Source organism: Streptomyces sp. P3 (genome assembly GCF_003032475.1).
Classification (GTDB): domain Bacteria; phylum Actinomycetota; class Actinomycetes; order Streptomycetales; family Streptomycetaceae; genus Streptomyces.
Window position 1 is genome coordinate 1,907,428 of sequence record NZ_CP028369.1, and the last position, 20,046, is coordinate 1,927,473.

The window sequence follows — 20,046 nt, forward strand, 5'->3', positions numbered from 1 at the left end:
CTCAAGCTCCCTTCGCGGCCTCGAACAGCTCCGCCCGCGGGTCCTCGCCCGCGGTCGCCTCGCGATACGCCTCCAGTGCGTCACGAGCCTTCCCCGACAGGTCCTTCGGGACACTCACCTCGACGGTGACCAGCAGGTCGCCGCGGGTGCCGTCCTTGCGGACCGCGCCCTTGCCGCGCGCCCGCATCGTACGGCCGTTGGGCGTGCCGGGCGGGAGTTTCAGGGTCAGCGACGGGCCGCCGAGCGTGGGCACCTTGACCTCGCCGCCGAGGGCCGCCTCGGTGAAGGTCACCGGCACGGTCACCGTCAGGTTGTCGTCCTTGCGTCCGAACACCGGATGGGCGCCGACGTGGACGACGACGTAGAGGTCGCCCGACGGGCCGCCGCGCTCGCCCGGGGCGCCCTTGCCGCGCAGCCGGATGCGCTGGTTGTCCGTCACTCCCGCGGGGATGCGGACCTGCATGGTCCGTGACGACTTCGCACGGCCGCTGCCCTTGCAGTCCAGGCAGGGGTGCTCGGCGATCAGGCCGCGGCCCTTGCAGTCGGGGCAGGGGTCGGTCAGCGAGAAGCCGCCGCCCGAGCCCCGTGCCACCTGGCCGGTGCCGACGCAGGTCGGGCACACGCGCGGTGTGCCGTTCTTGTCGCCGGTTCCCGAACACGCCTTGCACGGGGACTGCGAGGACATCCGCAGCGGGACCGTCGCGCCCTCGATCGCCTCCGTGAACGTGAGCGTGACCTCGGTGTCGATGTCCTGGCCGCGCCGGGGCTGGGTACGGGTCGTGCCCGCGCCGCCGCGGTTGAACAGGCCGCCGAACACGTCCCCGATGCCGCCGCCGAAGCCGCCCTGGGCGCCGCCGCCCTGGGCGCCGCCTCCGAAGAGGTCGCCCAGGTCGAAGTTGAAGGAGCCGCCCGCGCCCGGACCCGGGCGGAAGCCGCCGTTGCCGAAGAGGGCGCGCGCCTCGTCGTACTCCTTGCGCTTCTTGGGGTCGCCGAGGACGTCGTTCGCCTCGGAGATCTCCTTGAAGCGCTCCTCCGCCTTGACGTTGCCCTTGTTGGCGTCCGGGTGGTACTCGCGGGCGAGTTTCCGGTACGCCTTCTTGATCTCGGCCTCGGTGGCGTCCTTGGGGACGCCGAGGACCTTGTAGAAGTCCTTCTCGATGAAGTCCTTGGTGCTCATCCTCGACGTCCCTCCTTCCGCACGCTCATCCGCTCAAGCTCAGCCCTCGTCCGGGCCACCGCTCTCCTTGTCGTCGCCCGCCTCCGCCTCGTCGGCCTTCGCCGCCTGCGCGCCGGGCTGCGGTTCGGCGACGGCCACCCGCGCGGGGCGGATGGTGCGCTCGCCGATCCGATACCCCGGCTGCAGAATCGCCACGCACGTCGTCTCGGTGACGTCGGGCGCGTAACTGTGCATCAGGGCTTCGTGGATCGTCGGGTCGAAGGGCTCGCCCTCCTTGCCGAACTGCTGCAGACCCATCTTCGCCGCGACGGTCTCCAGCGATTCGCCCACCGACTTGAAGCCGCCGACGAACTCGCCGTGCTCCCGCGCGCGGCCGATGTCGTCGAGCACGGGCAGGAGCTCGGTCAGGAGGTTCGCGACGGCGATCTCCTTGACCGCGATCCGGTCGCGCTCGACCCGACGGCGGTAGTTCTGGTACTCGGCCTGGAGGCGCTGGAGGTCGGCGGTGCGCTCGCCGAGGGCGGTGCGCACCTGGTCCAGCTGGGCCACCAGACCGGCGGTCTGGCTCGCGTCCCCGGCCGGGGCCGCCCCGTCCGCCGAAGCGGACGAGGAGGCGGCCTTCGGCTCGGCGTCTTCAGGGGTGGCGCCGGAGGGGACGTCGGGCTTCTCCTCGAAGCCCGGGGTCTCCTCCGTCACGCGGCACCGTCCTTGCGCTCGTCGTCCACGATCTCGGCGTCCACCACGTCGTCGTCGGCCTTCGGGGCGTCACCCTGCGGGGCGCCGGCGCCGGCGCCGGGCGCGGCCTGGGCGTCGGCGTACATGGCCTGGCCGACCTTCTGCGAGACCGCGGCGACCTTCTCGGTGGCCGTGCGGATCTCGGCGGTGTCCTCGCCCTTGAGCGCGGCCTTCAGCTCCTCGACGGCGGCCTCGACCTCGGTCTTGACCTCGCCGGGGACCTTGTCCTCGTTGTCCTTGAGGAACTTCTCCGTCTGGTAGACGAGCTGCTCGCCCTGGTTGCGGGCCTCGGCGGCCTCGCGGCGGCGGTGGTCCTCGTCCGCGTACTGCTCGGCCTCCTGGCGCATACGGTCGACCTCGTCCTTCGGCAGCGAGGAGCCGCCGGTGACGGTCATCTTCTGCTCCTTGCCCGTGCCGAGGTCCTTCGCGGTCACGTGCATGATGCCGTTGGCGTCGATGTCGAAGGCGACCTCGATCTGCGGGACGCCGCGGGGCGCCGGCGGCAGACCGGTCAGCTCGAACATGCCGAGCTTCTTGTTGTAGGCCGCGATCTCGCGCTCACCCTGGTAGACCTGGATCTGCACCGACGGCTGGTTGTCCTCGGCCGTGGTGAAGATCTCCGAACGCTTCGTCGGGATCGTGGTGTTGCGCTCGATCAGCTTGGTCATGATGCCGCCCTTGGTCTCGATGCCGAGGGACAGCGGGGTGACGTCGAGGAGCAGGACGTCCTTGACCTCGCCCTTGAGGACACCGGCCTGGAGCGCGGCGCCGATGGCGACGACCTCGTCCGGGTTCACGCCCTTGTTGGCGTCCTGACCGCCGGTCAGCTCCTTGACGAGCTCGGCGACGGCGGGCATCCGGGTCGAACCGCCGACGAGAACGACGTGGTCGATCTCGGAGAGGTTGATGCCGGCGTCCTTGATGACGTTGTGGAACGGCGTCTTGCAGCGCTCCAGCAGGTCGGCCGTCAGCTGCTGGAACTGGGCGCGGGTGAGCTTCTCGTCCAGGTGCAGCGGGCCCTCGGCGGACGCCGTGATGTAGGGCAGGTTGATCGAGGTCTCGGTGGACGAGGACAGCTCGATCTTCGCCTTCTCGGCGGCCTCGCGCAGACGCTGCAGCGCCATCTTGTCCTTGGCGAGGTCCACGCCGTGGCCGGCCTTGAACTGCTGCACCAGGTAGTCGACGACACGCTGGTCCCAGTCGTCGCCGCCGAGGTGGTTGTCGCCGTTGGTGGCCTTCACCTCGACGACGCCGTCACCGATCTCGAGGAGGGACACGTCGAAGGTGCCGCCGCCGAGGTCGAAGACGAGGATCGTCTGGTCGTCCTTGTCGAGGCCGTACGCGAGCGCGGCCGCGGTGGGCTCGTTGACGATGCGCAGGACGTTGAGACCGGCGATCTCGCCGGCTTCCTTCGTCGCCTGGCGCTCGGAGTCGTTGAAGTACGCCGGGACGGTGATGACCGCGTCGGCCACCTTCTCGCCCAGGTACGCCTCCGCGTCGCGCTTGAGCTTCTGCAGGATGAAGGCGCTCATCTGCTGCGGGTTGAAGTTCTTCCCGTCCAGCTCGATGGTCCAGTCCGTGCCCATGTGGCGCTTCACGGAACGGATGGTCCGGTCCACGTTCGTGACCGCCTGCCGCTTCGCGACCTCGCCCACGAGGACTTCACCGTTCTTCGCGAAGGCGACGACGGACGGCGTGGTCCTGGCACCCTCGGCGTTGGTGATGACGGTGGGCTCGCCGCCCTCCAGAACGCTGACGACGGAGTTGGTTGTGCCCAGGTCGATGCCGACCGCACGTGCCATGGTGATCTTCCTCCAGCTGACTTGAGTGGAACGGACTCAAGTGTGCACGAAGCTCACCGTGCGGTCAACAGACCTGAGTCGGACACACTCAACTCTTATCCGTTCCTTACACGCAAGGAGCCGTCGACCTGCGCCGACACGGGGCGCCCGGCCCGTCGTTCACCGGATTCCGGGTGATCCACACGGGCCTCGGATTGACGCCGGGGCGCATACACGGGCGCGCGCCGCGCCTCCCGGGAGGCGCGGGCCTCCTGCGCCCGCCGGGCGCGACGGACGCCGCGGGGCCGGCGTCCACGCGCGCGTGGCGGCCCGTACACCGGAACCCGCAACAGCCCGAGGACGACGACGAGTGCCCCGCCCGCGACCCATGACACCGCCTGCGCGCCGATGACCCCGGCGTGCACCAGCACTCCCGTGAGCACCGCGCCGAAGGCCGCGAGGCCGAGCAGGACGGCCGCCCCCTGGGCGGTGAGCCCGAGCCGCCGCAGCCGGTGGGCGAGATGGTCGGGCGCGCCGCGCAGCAGGGGCCGTCCGGCCAGCCGCCGCGACGCGGCCACCAGCAGGACGTCCGCCCCGCCGACCGCGGTGAGCGCGAAGAGCACCCCGGTGCCGACGGCCGGATCGTGCCCCGCGCGGGCGAAGACGGCGGCCGAGGCGAGCAGGAAGCCGGCGAAGAGCGAGCCGCAGGCCCCCAGGGCGACACGCGCGGGGGGCCAGTTGTGCATCAGGAAGCCGGTCAGCGCCGCGGCGAGCACGCTCAGCAGCACCACCAGTCCGTCCATGACCTCGACGGCGACGCACGCGGCCACCCCGAAGGCGGTGAGCACGCCGACCGTCCCGGCGACGCCGTCGGCGTGGTCGAGCGCCCGGAAGGCGAGGGCGACGAAGGTGATCCAGCCGACGCCCACCACCGCGGAGACCACCCCGGCGACCGTCCCGGCGTCCGCCCACATCTCTCCGTACGGCACCACGAAGGCCGCCGCGACGGCCGTGCCGACGGCCAGGAAGCGGGTCTTGAGCCGGCACACGTCCGCGACGAGTCCGAGCGCGGCGACGGCGCCGCCCGCGGCGAGCAGCACCCCGATGCCGTCCCCGAGCGGCGCGACGCCCGTGCGGTCGCCGGCGACCGCGACGGCACAGGTGGCGAGCACGACGGCGGCGCCCCCGGACAGGGGTACACGTCGCTGTCGCTGCCGTCGGTCGGTCAGACCGAGTCGCAGGGCGGGTGCGCGCAGCAGCGCGGCGAGGACGGCGGCGAGGAACATGGCGGCGGTGGCGGCAGCGATCCCGTAGAGCACGGATATAAATTAGTCATAAATGTACCAATTTGGCACGAATAACACGGCCGGATTGCGTCCTGATTCTGAGGCAACCCTCAGCGACTCAGATCACTCCGCCCCCCGCTACAGTGCGACGCAGAATAAGGGGTACTCTCAGACGGACTGCATAAGTTACCGCTTAGTAATCTCAGATCGAAGTCCCCTCGCAGGCCCGAGGAGCCCCCGAATGCAACTCGCCGCGATCATCGTGTCGCTGGTCCTGACCGTGGTCGGCGTCGCGCTGCTCGCCCGCGCCATCGGTCAGTTCGTCCGGTACTTCAAGCTGGGCCAGCCGCTCCCGGCCGGCGCCCGGACCGACAACCCCTACGCGCGCAGCGTGACGCTGGTGAAGGAGTTCCTCGGCCACACGCGGATGAACCGCTGGGGCATCGTCGGCTTCGCCCACTGGTTCGTCGCCGTCGGCTTCCTGACGCTGCCGCCGACCCTGGCGCAGGCCTTCGGCCAGCTGTTCCAGGCCGACTGGACGCTCCCCTGGATCGGCGAGTTCCTGCCGTTCGAGCTGTACATCGAGTTCATCGGCGTCATGACGATCCTCGGCATCGCCGTGCTCATCGTGATCCGCCTGCTGAACCTGCCCTCGCGCCCGGGCCGCAAGTCCCGCTTCGCGGGCTCCAAGGCGGGCCAGGCGTACTTCGTCGAGTACGTCATCCTCACCATCGGCCTCGCCATCTACACGCTGCGCGGCCTCGAGGGCGCGATCCACCACGTGGACCACTACGAGGCCGCGTACTTCGCCTCGTACCCCCTGGTGCTGGCCTTCAAGGGGCTGAGCGTCCCCACCCTCCAGACGCTGATCTACTTCACCGCGATGGTGAAGATCAGCACCTCGTTCATCTGGATGATCGTGGTCTCGCTCAACACCAACATGGGCGTGGCCTGGCACCGCTTCCTGGCGTTCCCGAACATCTGGTTCAAGCGCGAGGCGACCGGCGGGACCGCTCTCGGCGCCCTGCAGCCGATGACGTCCGGCGGCAGGCCGATCGACTTCACCGACCCCGGCGACGACGACGTCTTCGGCGTCTCCCAGGTCGAGCAGTTCTCCTGGAAGGGCCTGCTGGACTTCTCCACCTGCACCGAGTGCGGCCGCTGTCAGTCGCAGTGCCCCGCCTGGAACACCGGCAAGCCGCTCTCCCCCAAGCTCCTCATCATGTCGCTGCGCGACCACGCGCACGCCAAGGCCCCCTACCTGCTGGCCGGCGGCGGCAAGACCATGGAGGGCGACGAGAAGGCCTCCGAGGGGCAGCTCAAGGACGTCCCCGCGGCCGCTCTCGCCGAGGCCGAGCGGCCCCTCATCGGCACCGCCGAGGAGAACGGCGTCATCGACCCCGACGTCCTGTGGTCCTGCACCACCTGCGGCGCCTGCGTCGAGCAGTGCCCCGTCGACATCGAGCACGTCGACCACATCGTCGACATGCGCCGCTACCAGGTGATGATCGAGTCCGCGTTCCCGTCCGAGGCGGGCACGATGCTCAAGAACCTGGAGAAGAAGGGCAACCCCTGGGGCCTGGCCAAGAAGCAGCGCCTGGAGTGGCTCAAGGAAGTCGACTTCGAGGTGCCGGTCGTCGGCAAGGACATCGAGGACCTCACCGAGGTCGAGTACCTGTACTGGGTCGGCTGCGCGGGAGCCCTCGAGGACCGCGCCAAGAAGACGACGAAGGCCTTCGCCGAGCTGCTGCACATCGCGGGCGTCAAGTTCGCGATCATGGGCGGCGACGAGAAGTGCACCGGTGACTCCGCCCGCCGCCTCGGCAACGAGCCCCTGTTCCAGGAGCTCGGCATGGAGAACGTCATGGCGCTGAACATGGCGTTCGGCGAGGAGACGGACGACGAGGGCAACGTGACGCCCGAGTCGAAGAAGCCGAAGTCGGCGAAGAAGATCGTCGCCACCTGCCCGCACTGCCTCAACACCATCGGCAACGAGTACCCGCAGCTCGGCGGCGACTACGAGGTCATCCACCACACCCAGCTGCTCCAGCACCTCGTCGACGAGGGCAAGCTGATCCCGGTGACCCCGGTCGAGGGCATCATCACCTACCACGACCCCTGCTACCTGGGCCGGCACAACAAGATCTACACCCCGCCGCGCGAGATCATCGCGAGCGTCCCGGGCCTGCGCAACGAGGAGATGCACCGCCACAAGGAGCGCGGCTTCTGCTGCGGCGCCGGCGGCGCGCGGATGTGGATGGAGGAGCGGATCGGCAAGCGCATCAACAACGAGCGCGTCGACGAGGCCCTCTCCCTCAACCCCGACATCGTCTCGACCGCCTGCCCGTTCTGCCTCGTCATGCTGACCGACTCGGTCAACGGCAAGAAGAACGAGGGCAAGGCCAAGGAGTCCATCCAGGTCGTGGACGTCTCCCAGCTGCTCCTGGAGTCGGTCAAGACGCCGGTCGACGACGAGCCCCCGGCGGGCGAGTCGGAGACCGAGAGCGAGCCGGAGCCCCAGCCGGTGAAGTGACCCGCGCACCGGCCGTGGACCGGCCGGTGAGCAAGCCGGACGGCCGTACCGACGCCCCCGTGTCCCACCCGGACACGGGGGCGCCGCCGTTCCCCTCCGCCCTGCACTCCACACCCCTACGACACCCGTGACACTCCCCGAAGAACCACCCGATCCAGCCCCGTTACTCCCCTTAGGGGATGTCACAGGTCGGCAGCAAAGCCGTGCGTGAACGGCGGCGTTGGCACGTCACCCTGCGGGACCAGGTACGTTCGAAGACGTGGCTGGATTCAGGATCGGACGCGGCGGCCGGGACAACCGGGCCCCGCAAACGCGACCGCAACACCCTCCGTACGGGCAGCAGGCGCCCCAGGGACCGTCGCGGCCCGCAGGACCGTCGGGTCCCGCGGGGCCGTCGGGTTCCTCCGGGCCGTCCTACGGCTACCCGTCGGCCCAGCAGCCGTACCCGCAGCGCCCGCAGTACGGCGGCGCGGGCGGCGGCCAGTGGCCACAGGCGAACGGCGGCGGCCGAGGCGGCGACGAGCCGGAGTACTTCGGCGGCGACGCGCCGTACGGCGCCCCGGGCGGCCCCGGCGGACACGGCGGCGTCCCGCACGACCCGTATGCCGCGAACAACCCGGGGCACACCCAGGCCTTCTCGATCGACGACCACCAGCAGTACGACCAGTACAACCAGGGCGGCACCTACCACGCCGGGTCGGCGCCGGCCGGCCCGGTCGGTCCGCGCCTGCACTGGAAGGCACTGCTGAAGGGCGTCGTCCTCGCCCCCCAGCAGACCTTCCTCCAGATGCGGGACTACACGATGTGGGGCCCCGCCCTCGTCGTCACGTTCCTCTACGGCCTGCTCGCGGTCTTCGGCTTCGACGGCGCACGCTCGGACGCCATAAACGCGACGCTCTCCAACGCCATCCCGATCGTCCTGACGACGGCCGTCGCGATGGTGCTGAGCTCGTTCGTGCTGGGCGTGGTCACCCACACGCTGGCCCGTCAGCTCGGCGGCGACGGCGCGTGGCAGCCCACCGTCGGCCTCTCCATGCTGATCATGTCCCTGACGGACGCACCACGTCTGGTCGTCGCGATGTTCTTCGGCGGCGACGCGTCGTTCGTCCAGCTGCTCGGCTGGGTGACGTGGGTGGCCGCCGGCGCCCTGCTGACCATGATGGTCAGCCGCTCCCACGACCTGCCGTGGCCGAAGGCGCTGGGCGCCTCGTCGATCCAACTGATCGCGCTGCTGTCGATCGTGAAGCTGGGCACGTTCTAGACGGAGCAACTCGTACAACCCCAGTCCCGTCCCGGAGGTCCGATCGAGTGGCACGCGCACACGCGCGCACCACTCGACTCGTCACAAAGGACCTCCTTGGCTTCCGTACACACCACTCGACGTCGTCTCGGCGCCTGCGTCGCCACCGTTCTCGCGGTGACGGCCGGCACCGGCATGCTGGTCGCGCCCGGGGCCGTGGCCGCTCCCGTCGTGACGACCGGGTCCGCCACCGCCACCGCCGGCACCACCGCCGACGAGGCGAACCTGCCCCTCGGCGCCGACATCGTCAGCACCGGTGACACCGGATACCTCACGTCCCGGGTGGACGAATCCGGCGACAGGGTTCTGGAGTGGCACAGGTACGCCGACGGCTCGGTGCTGCCGATCGGCACGGGCGCCACGGGTTACGACAGCGCCTCCGACGTCGTCGTGACCGGCGACGGCGGCGGCACGGTCCATCTGCGGGACATGCGGGAAGGCGCCACCTGGTCCGCGTCCTACGACCTGGCGTCCGAGTTCGCGCCCGGCGCGAAGCTCGTCGGTGTGGTCGGCGACAACCTCTTCGTGAAGGTTCCGACCGGCAGCGGGGGCTACCAGGAGCTGTGGCAGCTCTCCCGGGTCGACGGGGTCTCCCGGAAGACGAAACGCTCGTCCAACCCCTACGGCATGGACTTCAAGGTCGTCGCCTCCACGGGCGACGTGATGATCGTCCTGAGCAGCAACCGGGTCTTCCCCAGTTCGTCGACCTTCCGGACCGAGTACTGGAAGACCCGCGCGGCCGTCGGCGGCGACGCGGTGATCGAGTCGGGCAGCCGGGAGAACACCGCCCCGTGGACCCAGGCCTCGACCGGCGCCCGCACCGCCGACCACGAGGCCTGGGTCGAGTACCGGGCCGGGGCCACCGAACTCGTCGTGGACGGGACGCGCGGCCACCGGAGAATCGCCCTGGACAGCTCCCTGAGCGGCGCCGTCATCGCCGGCATCACCCGGGACACGCTGCTCTACGGCGTCCCCGGCAAGGCGGCCGACGGGACGCCGAGCCCGCTGTACGCCGTGAGCATCACCGACTCCGCCGCCGCGCCGTACACCCTGCTGAAGCACTTCTCCAGCGTGGCCCACGCGCCGGACGGCACTCTGCTCGTGCGCGGCGCCACGGCAGACGCCGACGGGCTGTTCCGCATCCGGGAGGGCGACGGCGGCCTCCCCACCGCCACGCTCGTGGCGGACACGGGCCGGCTCAAGGCCGTCGAGGTGACCGCGTCGAAGGTGCCCACGGCGGTGAGCCTGGAGAAGCCGGGAGCCACGGTCCCCATGGAGTGGACCCTGTCCCGCGCGAACGCCACCGTGGACCTCACTCTCACCCACACGGCCACCGGCGGGAAGCTCACCGAGCACCTGTCCCAGCCGGTGTCCGACAGCCGCTTCGGCTTCGTCTGGAACGGCGTCCTGGAGGGCGCCGGCGCCCCGAACGGCGCCTACACCTGGCAGATCACCGCCACTCCGGCCGACGGCGTCGGCGCCCCGGCGACCGCCCGGGGGAGCATCCAGGTCTCGCGCCGATCCAACCCGCACGACTTCACCGACAACGGCTCCACGGACGTCCTCGCGCGGGACGCCTCGGGCGTGCTGTGGCGGGACGACCTCTTCGACTGGTCGCCGGACGGCCGGGTGACCGTGGCCAAGCGGACGCGGGTCGGCGGCGGTTGGCAGGCCTACAACCAGATCGTGGCCGTGGGCGACCTCGCGGGCACCCCGACGGGCGACCTCGTGGCCCGCGACACCGCGGGCGTCCTGTGGATGTACCAGGGCAACGGCAGGGGCGGATTCACCTCGCGCGTCAAGGTCGGTGCCGGCTGGCAGACGTACAAGAGGATCACCGGGGGCGGCGACCTCACCGGGGACGGCCGGTCCGACCTCCTCGCCGCCGACGCCTCCGGCGTCCTGTGGCTCTACAAGGGCACCGGCAGCTCGTCCGCCCCCCTCGCCCCCCGCGTCCGGCTCGGCGGCGGCTGGCAGATCTACGACCGGATCACCGCCGTCGGCGACCTCGCGGGCACCCCGACGGGCGACCTCGTGGCCCGCGACACCGCGGGCGTCCTGTGGATGTACCAGGGCAACGGCAGGGGCGGATTCACCTCCCGCGTCCGGATCGGTGCCGGCTGGAAGGCCTTCCCCCACCTCGTCGGCGCCGGCGACGTCACCGGCGACGGCCGCCCCGACCTGATCGCCCACGGCCCGAACGGCACGTACGTCTACCGCTCGACCGGCTCGGCCACAGCCCCGTTCAGCCGGCTGACGACCGACCTGTACGCGGGCGAGGGCACCAGGTTCAACACCGTCGCCTGACCGTTCCAGGGCCCGGCCTGGCGATCCGCACCGCCGAGGTGACCGCGGAGGTGACCGCCGAGGTGAGGGGCGAGGTGATCGCCGAAGTGAGGGGCGGCACCCGTGCGCCGCGCGCCGTCGAACCCCGTTCGACGGCCGTCGACGGCACCGGGTGCTGTTCCCGGCACCCGCGGACGCCGATTTGCCGGAACGGCAACAGAGGTCGCGCGACCGGGACGCGATGAGTGACCGTGGGCCCGTGACCGACAACATCGCAGAAACGACGCCCACACCCGACCTCCCCCAGGCCGCCGCAGACGGACCCGACGGATACGTCGGAGACCCTGCGGTGCGAGCGGAGTGGGACGGCCGCTACGCCGACCGGCACCGCTTGTGGAGCGGCCGGCCCAACGGCGCCCTCGTGGCCGAGGTCGCCGGGCTGACCCCCGGGCGGGTGCTCGACGTCGGCTGCGGCGAGGGCGCGGACGCCGTCTGGCTCGCGCGCGGCGGCTGGGACGTGACCGCGCTCGAGGTCTCGGGCGTGGCACTGGAGCGGGCGGCGGGGCACGCGCGGGACGCCGGTGTCACCGTGCACTGGGTACACGCCGAACTCACCGGAGCGGCGCTCCCGCCGGCCTCCTTCGACCTCGTCTCCGCGCAGTACCCGGCCCTGCTGCGCACCCCGGACGCCGCAGCCGAGCGGGCGCTGCTCGCGGCCGTCGCGCCCGGTGGCGTGCTGCTGCTCGTCCACCACGCGGGAATGGACACCCGGCAGACGCACGACGGCGGCTTCGACCCGGCCGACTACGTCTGGCCCTCGATGGTCGCCGCTCTGCTCGACGACGACTGGAGGGTCGAGGTGGACGAACAGCGGCCACGGCCGGCGCCCGAGGGCGGCGCCGGCGCGCACCACACCGACGACCTGGTGCTGCGGGCCCGCCGACTGCGCTGACGCCCCACCCTCAGCCCGCGCCGGGGGCGCCGAACCGGCCGTCCCCGCCGCCGTCCCCGCCGCGCCGCCGCCGGCGTCGCCGCCGTGGTCGCGCCGCCGCGGAGCAGCGAGTCGGTGATTGGTCAGCATCTGCTCGGCGGTCTACGTGGCACGAGCGCGGCCGTCTGTGGCCAAAGCCGTGGTGCTGTCCGGAAGGGCCGGCTGCGAAGGGGGCGGTGTCCGGGCGGGGGCACGCGCCGCGCAGAAAAGGCCGGAGGGGGCCAGCACCGTATCGCCGTTATGAGATCAGAGCGCTTCCTTGGACGGGGTGACAGGTTCCCCCGACTTACGGACTACAGGCAGCACACTCCACGGGAAGTTGATCCAGTCGTCCGTTCGCTTCCACACGTACTCGCACTTCACGAGCGACTGCGGCTTCTCGTAGACGACGGCGCTGCGCACCTCGGCGACGGCGTCCAGGCAGAAGTCGCGGACGAGTTTCAGCGTCTTCCCCGTGTCGGCGACGTCGTCGGTTATGAGGACCTTCTTGTCGGAGAAGTCGATGACGTCGGGAACGGGCGCGAGCATGACGGGCATGTCGAGTGTGGTTCCGACGCCGGTGTAGAACTCGACGTTCACCAGGTGGAGATTCTTGCAGTCGAGCGCGTAGGCGAGTCCGCCGGCGACGAAGACACCGCCGCGGGCGATGCTCAGCACGACGTCCGGGACGTAGCCGTCGTCCGCGATGGACTGCGCGAGCTCCCGGACGGCCGTCCCGAACTGCTCGTAGGTGAGGTTCTCGCGCGCCGGCTCCGCGTCGCCGCTCACACCTGGGTCCGGTGGAAGTTCAGGAACGACCGGGACGCCGTCGGCCCGCGCTGGCCCTGGTACCTGGACCCGTAGCGGTCGCTGCCGTAGGGGAACTCGGCCGGCGAACTCAGCCGGAACATGCACAGCTGCCCGATCTTCATACCGGGCCACAGCTTGATCGGCAGGGTCGCGAGATTGGACAACTCGAGCGTCACATGGCCGGAGAAGCCGGGATCGATGAACCCGGCGGTGGAGTGGGTGACCAGCCCGAGCCGCCCGAGCGAACTCTTGCCCTCGAGCCGCGAGGCGAGATCGTCGGGAAGGCTGACGACCTCGTACGTGGAGGCGAGAACGAACTCCCCGGGGTGGAGGATGAACGGCTCGTCGCCCTCGGGCTCCACGAGCCGGGTCAGGTCGGCCTGCTCCACGGACGGGTCGATGTGCGGGTAGCGGTGGTTCTCGAACACCCGGAAGTAACGGTCGAGTCGCACGTCGATGCTCGACGGCTGCACCATGGATTCGTCGTAGGGATCGATCCGTACCCGCCCGGCGTCGATCTCGGCCCGGATGTCCTTGTCTGAGAGAAGCACGTCCCGAGGATACGCAAGGCGCGCGGAGCGACCACCATCGGACGACTCCGCGCGCCAGGGCTTCGCGTTTCCCGCCCGCCGCTACCGCTTCTCGAGCATCACCGGCACGGCGCTGCGCAACCGGGCGCACCGAGGACACCGGACGAGCCGTCCGGGACCGAGCCGCTCGGCCTGCTGCATCGGGAACGAAGCGGTGCTGAACACGTGCCCGTCGGCACAACGGACGACGGTGCGCTCCATCAAGTCCATGAGTCCCTTCCCCAAGAGCCGCGTCCGGCTGCTGCTCGCCGGACACTGAAAGCCACATTACGGGACGAACGGGACGACCCTCCAGGCGGCACTCCGACCCCGCCCGACCCCACTTCAACGCGACCACCGTACGCCCCAACTCCGGCCGCCCACACACCGATCCCTCCCCACCGACGCAGGCAGGCCCCGGGGCTTCGACGCCCGGGGCCTGACATGGGGTAGAGTGACGGAGCGTTCCGACACCGGTTCAGACCGGCATCACGCGCGGGTGTAGTTTAATGGTAGAACATCAGCTTCCCAAGCTGAGAGCGCGAGTTCGATTCTCGTCACCCGCTCCATGAATAAGGCCCAGGTCAATGACCCGGGCCTTTTTGCTGTGCGCTGCGATCACTCACCGCGTGCCAGATTCGTGCCAGAAACGTTGATCGTCGAGGGTGGCTGTCGCGGGTTCTGGCACGGCCGCAGCTTCCTGCACTTCCTGGCGTGGCTTACGGACCGTCGCATCGAGGCCGACTGCAACTTCCTGCTGCCGGTCGTCGTCAGAGTGCTGGTAGATCAGCGCGGCTTTCTCGGAGGACTGGCCGACGCGGACCATCGTGTCCTTGAGGGTCGCACCCGACTGAGTCGAGAGCGTGTGTCCGGTGTGACGAAGGTCGTAGAAGCGGAAGCCCTCAGGGACGTCGGCGACTGTACGAGCCTTGCGCCACTTCCGGCCGAACGTGCTCCGCCGGAAGGCCGCACCCTTCTCTCCGAGGAAGACCAGGCCGTTGGGCCCCTTGCCCGCGTAGAGCTCCATGTGGAGGCGGAGCTCCGTGCGGAGGAACTCGGGGAGGTGGACGGTACGTGTGCCTGCTTCGGACTTGGTCTCACCGGGGGCGCGGCGACCGTTCGTGCGTTCCGGTTCGGCGACCCGGACCTTGATCTTCAGTGCCTCGACGTCGATGTCCCGGCGCCGGAGACCGGCCAGCTCCTCGGGGCGCAACGGACCGTATGCGCCGAGGTAGACCATGAGTCGCCAGCGAAGGCCGATGTGGTCGGCAAGGGCGTCGACCTGGGCGACGGTGGCGATACGACGCTCCGCCGCCTTTTCCTTTCCGGCACCCTTGATCCGGCAGGGGTTGCGCTTGATCAGGTCGTCGTCCACGGCCGTCTCCATGACACTTTTCAGGAGGCGGTAGGCCTTTGCGGTCGTGGTCTTGGCTTTGGTCGTGCGGAGGCGTTCGGCGCGCCATTCACGGACGAGGGGCGCGGTGATCTCGTCGAGGTCCGATTCCCCGAAGGTGGGAAGGACGTGGTCCTTGCGCGGGGACGCCTCAGCGGCTCCACCGTGCGGGACCGGATGAACTCCGCGACCGCGCTCTCGGGGATACGGACATGCCGGCCGACCTTCACGTACCGAATCCGCCGCTCCTCGATCAGTCGCCGGGGAAAGCGGGCGGCGTACCGAGCAGCTCGGCGACCTGGTCGACGGACAGATAGCGATCGGTCATCGGGTCGGTTCTCCTTCCGTTCCTGGGGCGGGTTCGAGGGACGCGGGTGGGCCGGTCAGTAACGGCGGCGGCGGAGAGGCTCCGGCCGGGCCGCCGACTCGAGAGGCGCGAGGCCCTCCAGGAGCCGTCGGTAGGCGTCCGGGTCCCGCTCGAAGTCCGTCCCGGATGCGAGGGCGGCCCGGTCGGCGTCCTGCCCCCGGAGCAGGTCGACCGATGCCTGCGCGAACCGCTCCCACAGACCGTGCCGTTCGGCGTCGGCCACCAGCCGGCGCAGCTCGGTGACCGCCACCTCGGCGTCAGCGCGGGCGGCCGGTCCGGCCTGGAGTCTGTTCCGCAGCCCGGCGGCGGGGGCCGCCTCCCTAAGCAGCGGGCGCAGCCGGTTCGCGAGGTCCCGGGCGTCCGCCGCCGCCTTGTGTGCCTGCGGCCCGGCCTCCCGCAGAACCCAAAGGGAGCGGACCAGTTCGAGGTCAGGTGCCGCGTCGAGCGACCCGTGGCGCCCGGCGTCCCGCACCGCATCCACGGCCCGCGCGTAGTCCTCGGCTGCCCACCCGGCAGCCTCGGCCAGCCGGGTCGCGCTACGCACGAGCCGCGCCTCCACACCGAGGACCCGGGGGAGGGCGCGGAGATTGCCGCCGACCAGCCCGATCAGGATGAGCAGTACCCCCAGCAGCAGGAGGGTGTCCGAGGTGGTGAAGTCCTCCTCCGAGGAGGCTTCCAAATCGTCCAGGTCCCCCCGGTTCGGCCCTTCCGTGAACATGAACCCGGACGCCCAGCCGTAGCCCCGACTGTCCGGGTAGTTCGGCGCCTTGAGACTGTCGCTCCGGCCGGCATCGCAGTGGTACGACCCCTCCCGCGTCTTCTTCTCGTACGGGTCGCTCCACTGGACCCGGCAGGTGCCGTCAGCCTTCTCATCGACCACCGCCAAGTCGATCTGGCGCGTCGAGGGCAGCTCCGGATCCGACTCGATCGCGTATAGCCCCGCCGAACACGCGAAGAGCATGAAACCGGCGGTCAGAACCCAGCGGAAGAAAGGTATGTGCCTCATGTCGTCATCCCCCCACCGTCAGCCTCGCACGGCGCATACAGGTGAGCTAGAGGCCAGCTCCGGCAGCGTGTCTCCGCCGTCCCTGCCCGGGTCCGGCAGGGCGGCCGCGTCCGGTCCGCTTCGCTGGACCTGGCCGTCCCTTACGCCGACCACTCCGTCTTTCGCGAACAGTGGCTGCCCCACCACGTGCGCACCAGAGGGACTCCGATTCGTCCAGCAAGCACGGACCCAAGCAACCCGCACAGCCCATGGATCGAACTCCTAAAGCGGCTGTCGATTGCCTCCGCATGCTTCGGTGGAACCGCAGTCGGTCGCTGGCAGCATCCCTCCACGCCGTTGCCGGTTTGGTTCCCCACATCAGGTGGAGGAACGATCATGGGGGTCATGGTGTCAAGCATCGTCGTTCAATACACCGATCTGCTGCGGACCAGCGACTACGACCTATGGAGCCGGTTGCGGGAACTCTTGAATCGCCAGGGACTCGATCCAAACCGGACGGTCGTCGTCGACCTCTTGCAAGAAGGGCCCGATCACGAGGACGGCCAAGTCATCTCCGCAGACGGCAGGGTGTACAGGTTCACCCTCTTCTATGACCAAGTAGCAGAACACGGCGCGGCCAGCGCCTACCTCAGCGACTGGACCGACATCACTGATTCTTGGCGCATCGGATCGCTGGCTACCCGAACAGCAGACGCCCTCGCGTGGATGTCTTCGCCCACCAAGTCGAGTTGACCACTCACGCGGGGCCGTCAGCCCTGGCCCAGTTGAGTGTCTAGCTGCGTGACGACGCCCACGAACAACGACGGACGAGCACGGACGTCTGCGGACTATCAGGCCAGATGAGGGCCACACCAGTGCCAGGCCGGCCCCCGCCCGAGTTGCTTCGGGACGAAGAAGTCATCACCCAAGGTCTCACCGCCACGCTCCCGCCGGCGCGGCTTGCTCTGGTCGGCGGCGTGGCGGCGTGGCTGAGACCGGTGGGGGTGCGGCGAGACATACGCGTGCCTGATCGGTTGGCGCGCCCGCCGTCGTGGCTGACTGTCGTCGGCTGACATTCAGGCGGCCCGCATCAAAGGTGGCTGCCATCCGCCATCGGACCGGACCGTAATGATCAACCCTGGGCCGTCCCTGGGCCGTCCGACGTCCCCCGAGGTCACTCGGCGATGACCGACAGTGACAGGCGAGTACCAGCTGTCAACCCCGAAACCCCGGGTCAGGCGTCCCTGACCAAACGGGTTAACACCCGGGGATGGACCTCACAGGCAAGATGGAGTGTTTCTTACCGCGTCCGGCTTACACATCGTCAAACAACGCAGGAGGCCTCATGAGTACTGTTCACGTACGCATCGGGGACCACCGGACCAAGTACCACACTGACGCCGACTGCCCGTCGTTGAACGGGAAGCAGGACACCTACATGGGTCAAGAGTCCATGTCCGAGGACCAGGCCAAGGAGCAAGGGCTCACAGCCTGCCAGCGCTGCAAGGGGTAGCCGTGCTAACGCACGGCGTTCAGGACGAAGGCGTGAAGCCGGCGGATTGGTCGAGGTGGAACGGGGAGCCCGGAGCCGTCGGAGTCCAACCCTCTCGGAGAGCAAGCTGAATGGCCTGGGCAACGCCGGACGGCAGCACCGGCGTGGCCTCGCGTCCGAACCAGTTGCTCGGATGCGGCTGGTCGGTGGTGACCACGAGCGTCTTGCCCGGGGTGTCCGCATGTTCGACCGCGAACGTGCACGACGACCAGGCCAAGCCCTGGAAGTACGTCGGCCTGCCTCGCAGCCGCCAGCGGTAGGCCGTGCCGTCGACGACGATCCGCCGTGATCCCTTGCGGACCAGTGCCATGGCTCCCCCTTCAACAGCGACGATGCTAGCGAGCCCGACCCCCTCCGTCTCAGTTTCCGTCTCATTCAGCGCCGTTCACGGCCGTTCAGACGGGAGACCGTAACCCGTAGCCGCCCCCACGACCGGCCGCCTCATGAACGCAGGTGAGCGGTTCCATCCGAGGCCCCCGAACCCACCACCGCAGTTGGAAAGCGGGCACTTACTCCCTCGGCAGTGTCGTACTCAATGCGCGGCTGGCGCTGGGAGGTCTCTCCTTGGCCATCGACGAAGCTGACCGTTGGCTAGGTCCCGAGTCGTACGCGGGCCGCCCCCAACAGAGCCGGGGATGCAGCTCGGGATTGCACCTTCCTCGTCTACGATCGCGAGTCCCGTACAGCACTCAGCTGTGCTTCGCGACACCACTCCCTGAATCTTTGTTTAGTGCTTTCTCTAGAGTTCCTCTGATGATGTCGCGGGTGGCGTCTCCGGTAGGTAGTACTGAGAGAACTGCGGTAGCCAATAGGAGCACGCGAATCCCGTCAGCGGAAGCACCCACTCCCGGCAATACCGGAATCACTAGCGCTGCACCAGCAAGCGCCAACGAGGGGACAGCGCTCCGGAAGGTGCGTACTGTCCGAGATACGAGCGAAACCTCAGGTGCACCCTCAAGCAACTCATCCCAATTGCCATATGCAGCCGAGATTGCACCAGCCAACACCGCGGCGCATACGCGATCATACTGCTCAAGAGTGTGAATCGTTGCAACATTCTTGCTGTGCTGACGAAGAGTGGCAGCAACACGCGCATGGTCATGGCGAATATGCCTCCGAAGAGACCGCTCCCTCCAATGCGCCACACGCAGAGGAACGGGGTTAAGTTCAATAATGCGCGCGGTTTCATCAATTCGGGCTCGAGCTTGCCTAAGAACGCTGGGCTTAAGGAAGTTGGGCCTGTACACGCGCAAGAGCCAAGCAAGATAATGCAGGCGCCAAACTACCTGATCAACCGGCTCCTCATACTCGATCCGGGCATGACGATCAAGAATTTGCCACAGCGCGCCTCCTAGGCGGCGTGAGGCTAACCCCAGAACGAAACCTCCACCCAGAAGAATCTGCCATCCGATTGGCCATCGCCCATAGCGAGAAGAGGCTGACAGGGCAGCCCAGGGCAGACCAACGACGGTCACGCCTATCGCGATTACCCAGCCCACCAGTTGGTGATCGAAGCCGCTCTCTGGGGCTGGACTCGGATAGAGCCGTTGCCGGAGGATTGAAAAGACAACGCGCCGACCGGACCATAAACCACCAGCCGCCACCAAAGTGATGAGCAATTCCACTTGAGCGAGTATCGACAGGCCTAAGACCTCCGACGCCTTTCCATTCACAGAAAAGCCTGAAATCTCCCCCCCATTGAGCATCCACAACAGAACAACACCGCCACTCAAAGCAAGAATGACTGCGCCGACCATCGACAATCTGTCATGCCTTTGACGCATTCCCGCCGGCAGGAATACCCCCACGGCAGCCAATTGCACTGCCTCAATTAGACGCTCGCGATCGCAGGCATCCTGGATGGAAAGGTCCAGCGTAATGCGTCGCCGAATTTTCAGATCTTCTTCGCGAGTTTCCTTCTCGTCAACCCTTGTTTGCGGACTACTGGAAGCGAACTGGTACCAATGCCATATTCGAGAACCTACTCCCATGCTCCCCCCAACACGTTCCCTACGCAACGAGCGTGTGAGGTGAAGATCCCACGCTCAGGCTGGTTCCATGCGTAATGTCGAGCTCCACCAACGTCGCACTGCGACTCAGTAGTTCCCACCCTGCGCGTCGACCGGCTAGCTGTTCTGTCAGGGAGGTTGCGGACGGGTGAGTGGAGAGGTTGAGGCTTACCAAGGGGCGCGCCACCCCGATCACCGTCGACGCGCGCGGGGATGTGGACGTCGCCGAGAGCGCCGATCGCCTCATCCACCCGGGGAGGAGTGAAGGACCCCACCAGGTGCGTGTCTAACTG

Annotated in this window: 16 protein-coding genes, 1 tRNA gene and 2 pseudogenes; 7 read left to right on the top strand and 12 right to left on the bottom strand. The window is 68.8% G+C overall.

From position 1 onward, the window contains the following. Position 1: 1 nt before the first annotated feature. The 4 genes from dnaJ to C6376_RS08510 all read right to left on the bottom strand — a co-directional run bounded on the left by dnaJ (position 2) and on the right by C6376_RS08510 (position 5,012). Entirely contained in the window at positions 2–1,177 is a 1,176-nt protein-coding gene (gene dnaJ / locus C6376_RS08495) for a molecular chaperone DnaJ (RefSeq protein ID WP_107442856.1), read from the bottom strand. A 39-nt stretch (positions 1,178–1,216) separates the two neighbouring features. Beyond that, entirely contained in the window at positions 1,217–1,873 is a 657-nt protein-coding gene (gene grpE / locus C6376_RS08500) for a nucleotide exchange factor GrpE (protein ID WP_107442857.1), read from the bottom strand. After that, the gene (dnaK, locus tag C6376_RS08505) at positions 1,870–3,714 is read right to left on the bottom strand and encodes a molecular chaperone DnaK (protein ID WP_107442858.1); all 1,845 of its coding nucleotides are present in this window, start codon (positions 3,712–3,714) and stop codon (positions 1,870–1,872) included. The genes grpE and dnaK overlap by 4 nt, the downstream gene beginning before the upstream one ends. Positions 3,715–3,809: 95 nt before the next feature. After that, positions 3,810–5,012, bottom strand: a complete 1,203-nt coding sequence (locus C6376_RS08510; RefSeq protein WP_107442859.1) for an MraY family glycosyltransferase — start codon at positions 5,010–5,012, stop codon at positions 3,810–3,812. Positions 5,013–5,220: 208 nt separating this feature from the next. Between C6376_RS08510 and C6376_RS08515 the strand changes: the two genes are divergently transcribed. The 4 genes from C6376_RS08515 (at position 5,221) to C6376_RS08530 (ending at position 12,050) form a co-directional block, all read left to right on the top strand. After that, complete coding sequence (locus C6376_RS08515) at positions 5,221–7,512, top strand: (Fe-S)-binding protein (RefSeq protein WP_107442860.1); 2,292 nt, start codon at positions 5,221–5,223, stop codon at positions 7,510–7,512. A 259-nt stretch (positions 7,513–7,771) separates the two neighbouring features. Then, the gene (locus C6376_RS08520; RefSeq protein ID WP_107442861.1) at positions 7,772–8,773 is read left to right on the top strand and encodes a Yip1 family protein; all 1,002 of its coding nucleotides are present in this window, start codon (positions 7,772–7,774) and stop codon (positions 8,771–8,773) included. Between the two features lie 96 nt (positions 8,774–8,869). Further along, positions 8,870–11,119, top strand: coding sequence for a VCBS repeat-containing protein (locus C6376_RS08525; protein WP_107442862.1), 2,250 nt, complete (start codon positions 8,870–8,872; stop codon positions 11,117–11,119). A 238-nt stretch (positions 11,120–11,357) separates the two neighbouring features. Continuing rightward, a complete protein-coding gene (locus tag C6376_RS08530; protein ID WP_254075879.1) occupies positions 11,358–12,050 on the top strand; it encodes a bifunctional 2-polyprenyl-6-hydroxyphenol methylase/3-demethylubiquinol 3-O-methyltransferase UbiG in 693 nt (230 codons plus the stop codon). A 285-nt stretch (positions 12,051–12,335) separates the two neighbouring features. Here the strand turns inward: C6376_RS08530 and C6376_RS08535 are convergent, their stop codons facing one another. The 3 genes from C6376_RS08535 to C6376_RS43750 all read right to left on the bottom strand — a co-directional run bounded on the left by C6376_RS08535 (position 12,336) and on the right by C6376_RS43750 (position 13,678). Further along, on the bottom strand, positions 12,336–12,857 hold the full coding sequence (locus tag C6376_RS08535) for a phosphoribosyltransferase (RefSeq protein ID WP_107442863.1): 522 nt from the start codon (positions 12,855–12,857) through the stop codon (positions 12,336–12,338). After that, positions 12,854–13,429 carry a dCTP deaminase gene (gene dcd, locus C6376_RS08540; protein ID WP_057577958.1) on the bottom strand — a complete coding sequence of 192 codons (576 nt, stop codon included), beginning with the start codon at positions 13,427–13,429 and terminating at the stop codon, positions 12,854–12,856. The genes C6376_RS08535 and dcd overlap by 4 nt, the downstream gene beginning before the upstream one ends. A gap of 81 nt (positions 13,430–13,510) precedes the next feature. Beyond that, positions 13,511–13,678, bottom strand: coding sequence for a hypothetical protein (locus C6376_RS43750; RefSeq protein ID WP_159083183.1), 168 nt, complete (start codon positions 13,676–13,678; stop codon positions 13,511–13,513). A 264-nt stretch (positions 13,679–13,942) separates the two neighbouring features. On the opposite strand from C6376_RS43750, the gene C6376_RS08545 reads away from it, so the two are divergent. Next, positions 13,943–14,016, top strand: a tRNA-Gly gene (locus C6376_RS08545). 49 nt (positions 14,017–14,065) lie between these two features. Here the strand turns inward: C6376_RS08545 and C6376_RS08550 are convergent. From C6376_RS08550 to C6376_RS08560, 3 genes and pseudogenes are all read right to left on the bottom strand, one after another. Then, positions 14,066–14,975, bottom strand: a pseudogene (locus C6376_RS08550) (tyrosine-type recombinase/integrase); the annotation flags it as partial. Next, a pseudogene (locus tag C6376_RS08555) lies at positions 14,975–15,168 on the bottom strand (excisionase family DNA-binding protein); the annotation flags it as partial. The pseudogenes C6376_RS08550 and C6376_RS08555, both read right to left, overlap by 1 nt. A gap of 55 nt (positions 15,169–15,223) precedes the next feature. Beyond that, entirely contained in the window at positions 15,224–16,213 is a 990-nt protein-coding gene (locus tag C6376_RS08560; protein WP_216825581.1) for a hypothetical protein, read from the bottom strand. A gap of 375 nt (positions 16,214–16,588) precedes the next feature. Here C6376_RS08560 and C6376_RS08565 point away from each other — a divergent pair, with 375 nt between their 5' ends. Together C6376_RS08565 and C6376_RS44380 are read left to right on the top strand one after the other, a co-directional pair. Beyond that, the gene (locus C6376_RS08565; RefSeq protein ID WP_107442864.1) at positions 16,589–16,945 is read left to right on the top strand and encodes a hypothetical protein; all 357 of its coding nucleotides are present in this window, start codon (positions 16,589–16,591) and stop codon (positions 16,943–16,945) included. A 592-nt stretch (positions 16,946–17,537) separates the two neighbouring features. Further along, positions 17,538–17,705: a hypothetical protein gene (locus tag C6376_RS44380; protein WP_173985602.1), complete on the top strand. Its 168-nt coding sequence runs from the start codon at positions 17,538–17,540 to the stop codon at positions 17,703–17,705. A gap of 19 nt (positions 17,706–17,724) precedes the next feature. On the opposite strand, the gene C6376_RS08570 is transcribed toward C6376_RS44380, so the two are convergent. Together C6376_RS08570 and C6376_RS43755 are read right to left on the bottom strand one after the other, a co-directional pair. Beyond that, on the bottom strand, positions 17,725–18,054 hold the full coding sequence (locus C6376_RS08570; RefSeq protein WP_107442865.1) for a hypothetical protein: 330 nt from the start codon (positions 18,052–18,054) through the stop codon (positions 17,725–17,727). A 379-nt stretch (positions 18,055–18,433) separates the two neighbouring features. Further along, the gene (locus tag C6376_RS43755; protein ID WP_159083184.1) at positions 18,434–19,735 is read right to left on the bottom strand and encodes a hypothetical protein; all 1,302 of its coding nucleotides are present in this window, start codon (positions 19,733–19,735) and stop codon (positions 18,434–18,436) included. Positions 19,736–20,046: the final 311 nt, after the last annotated feature.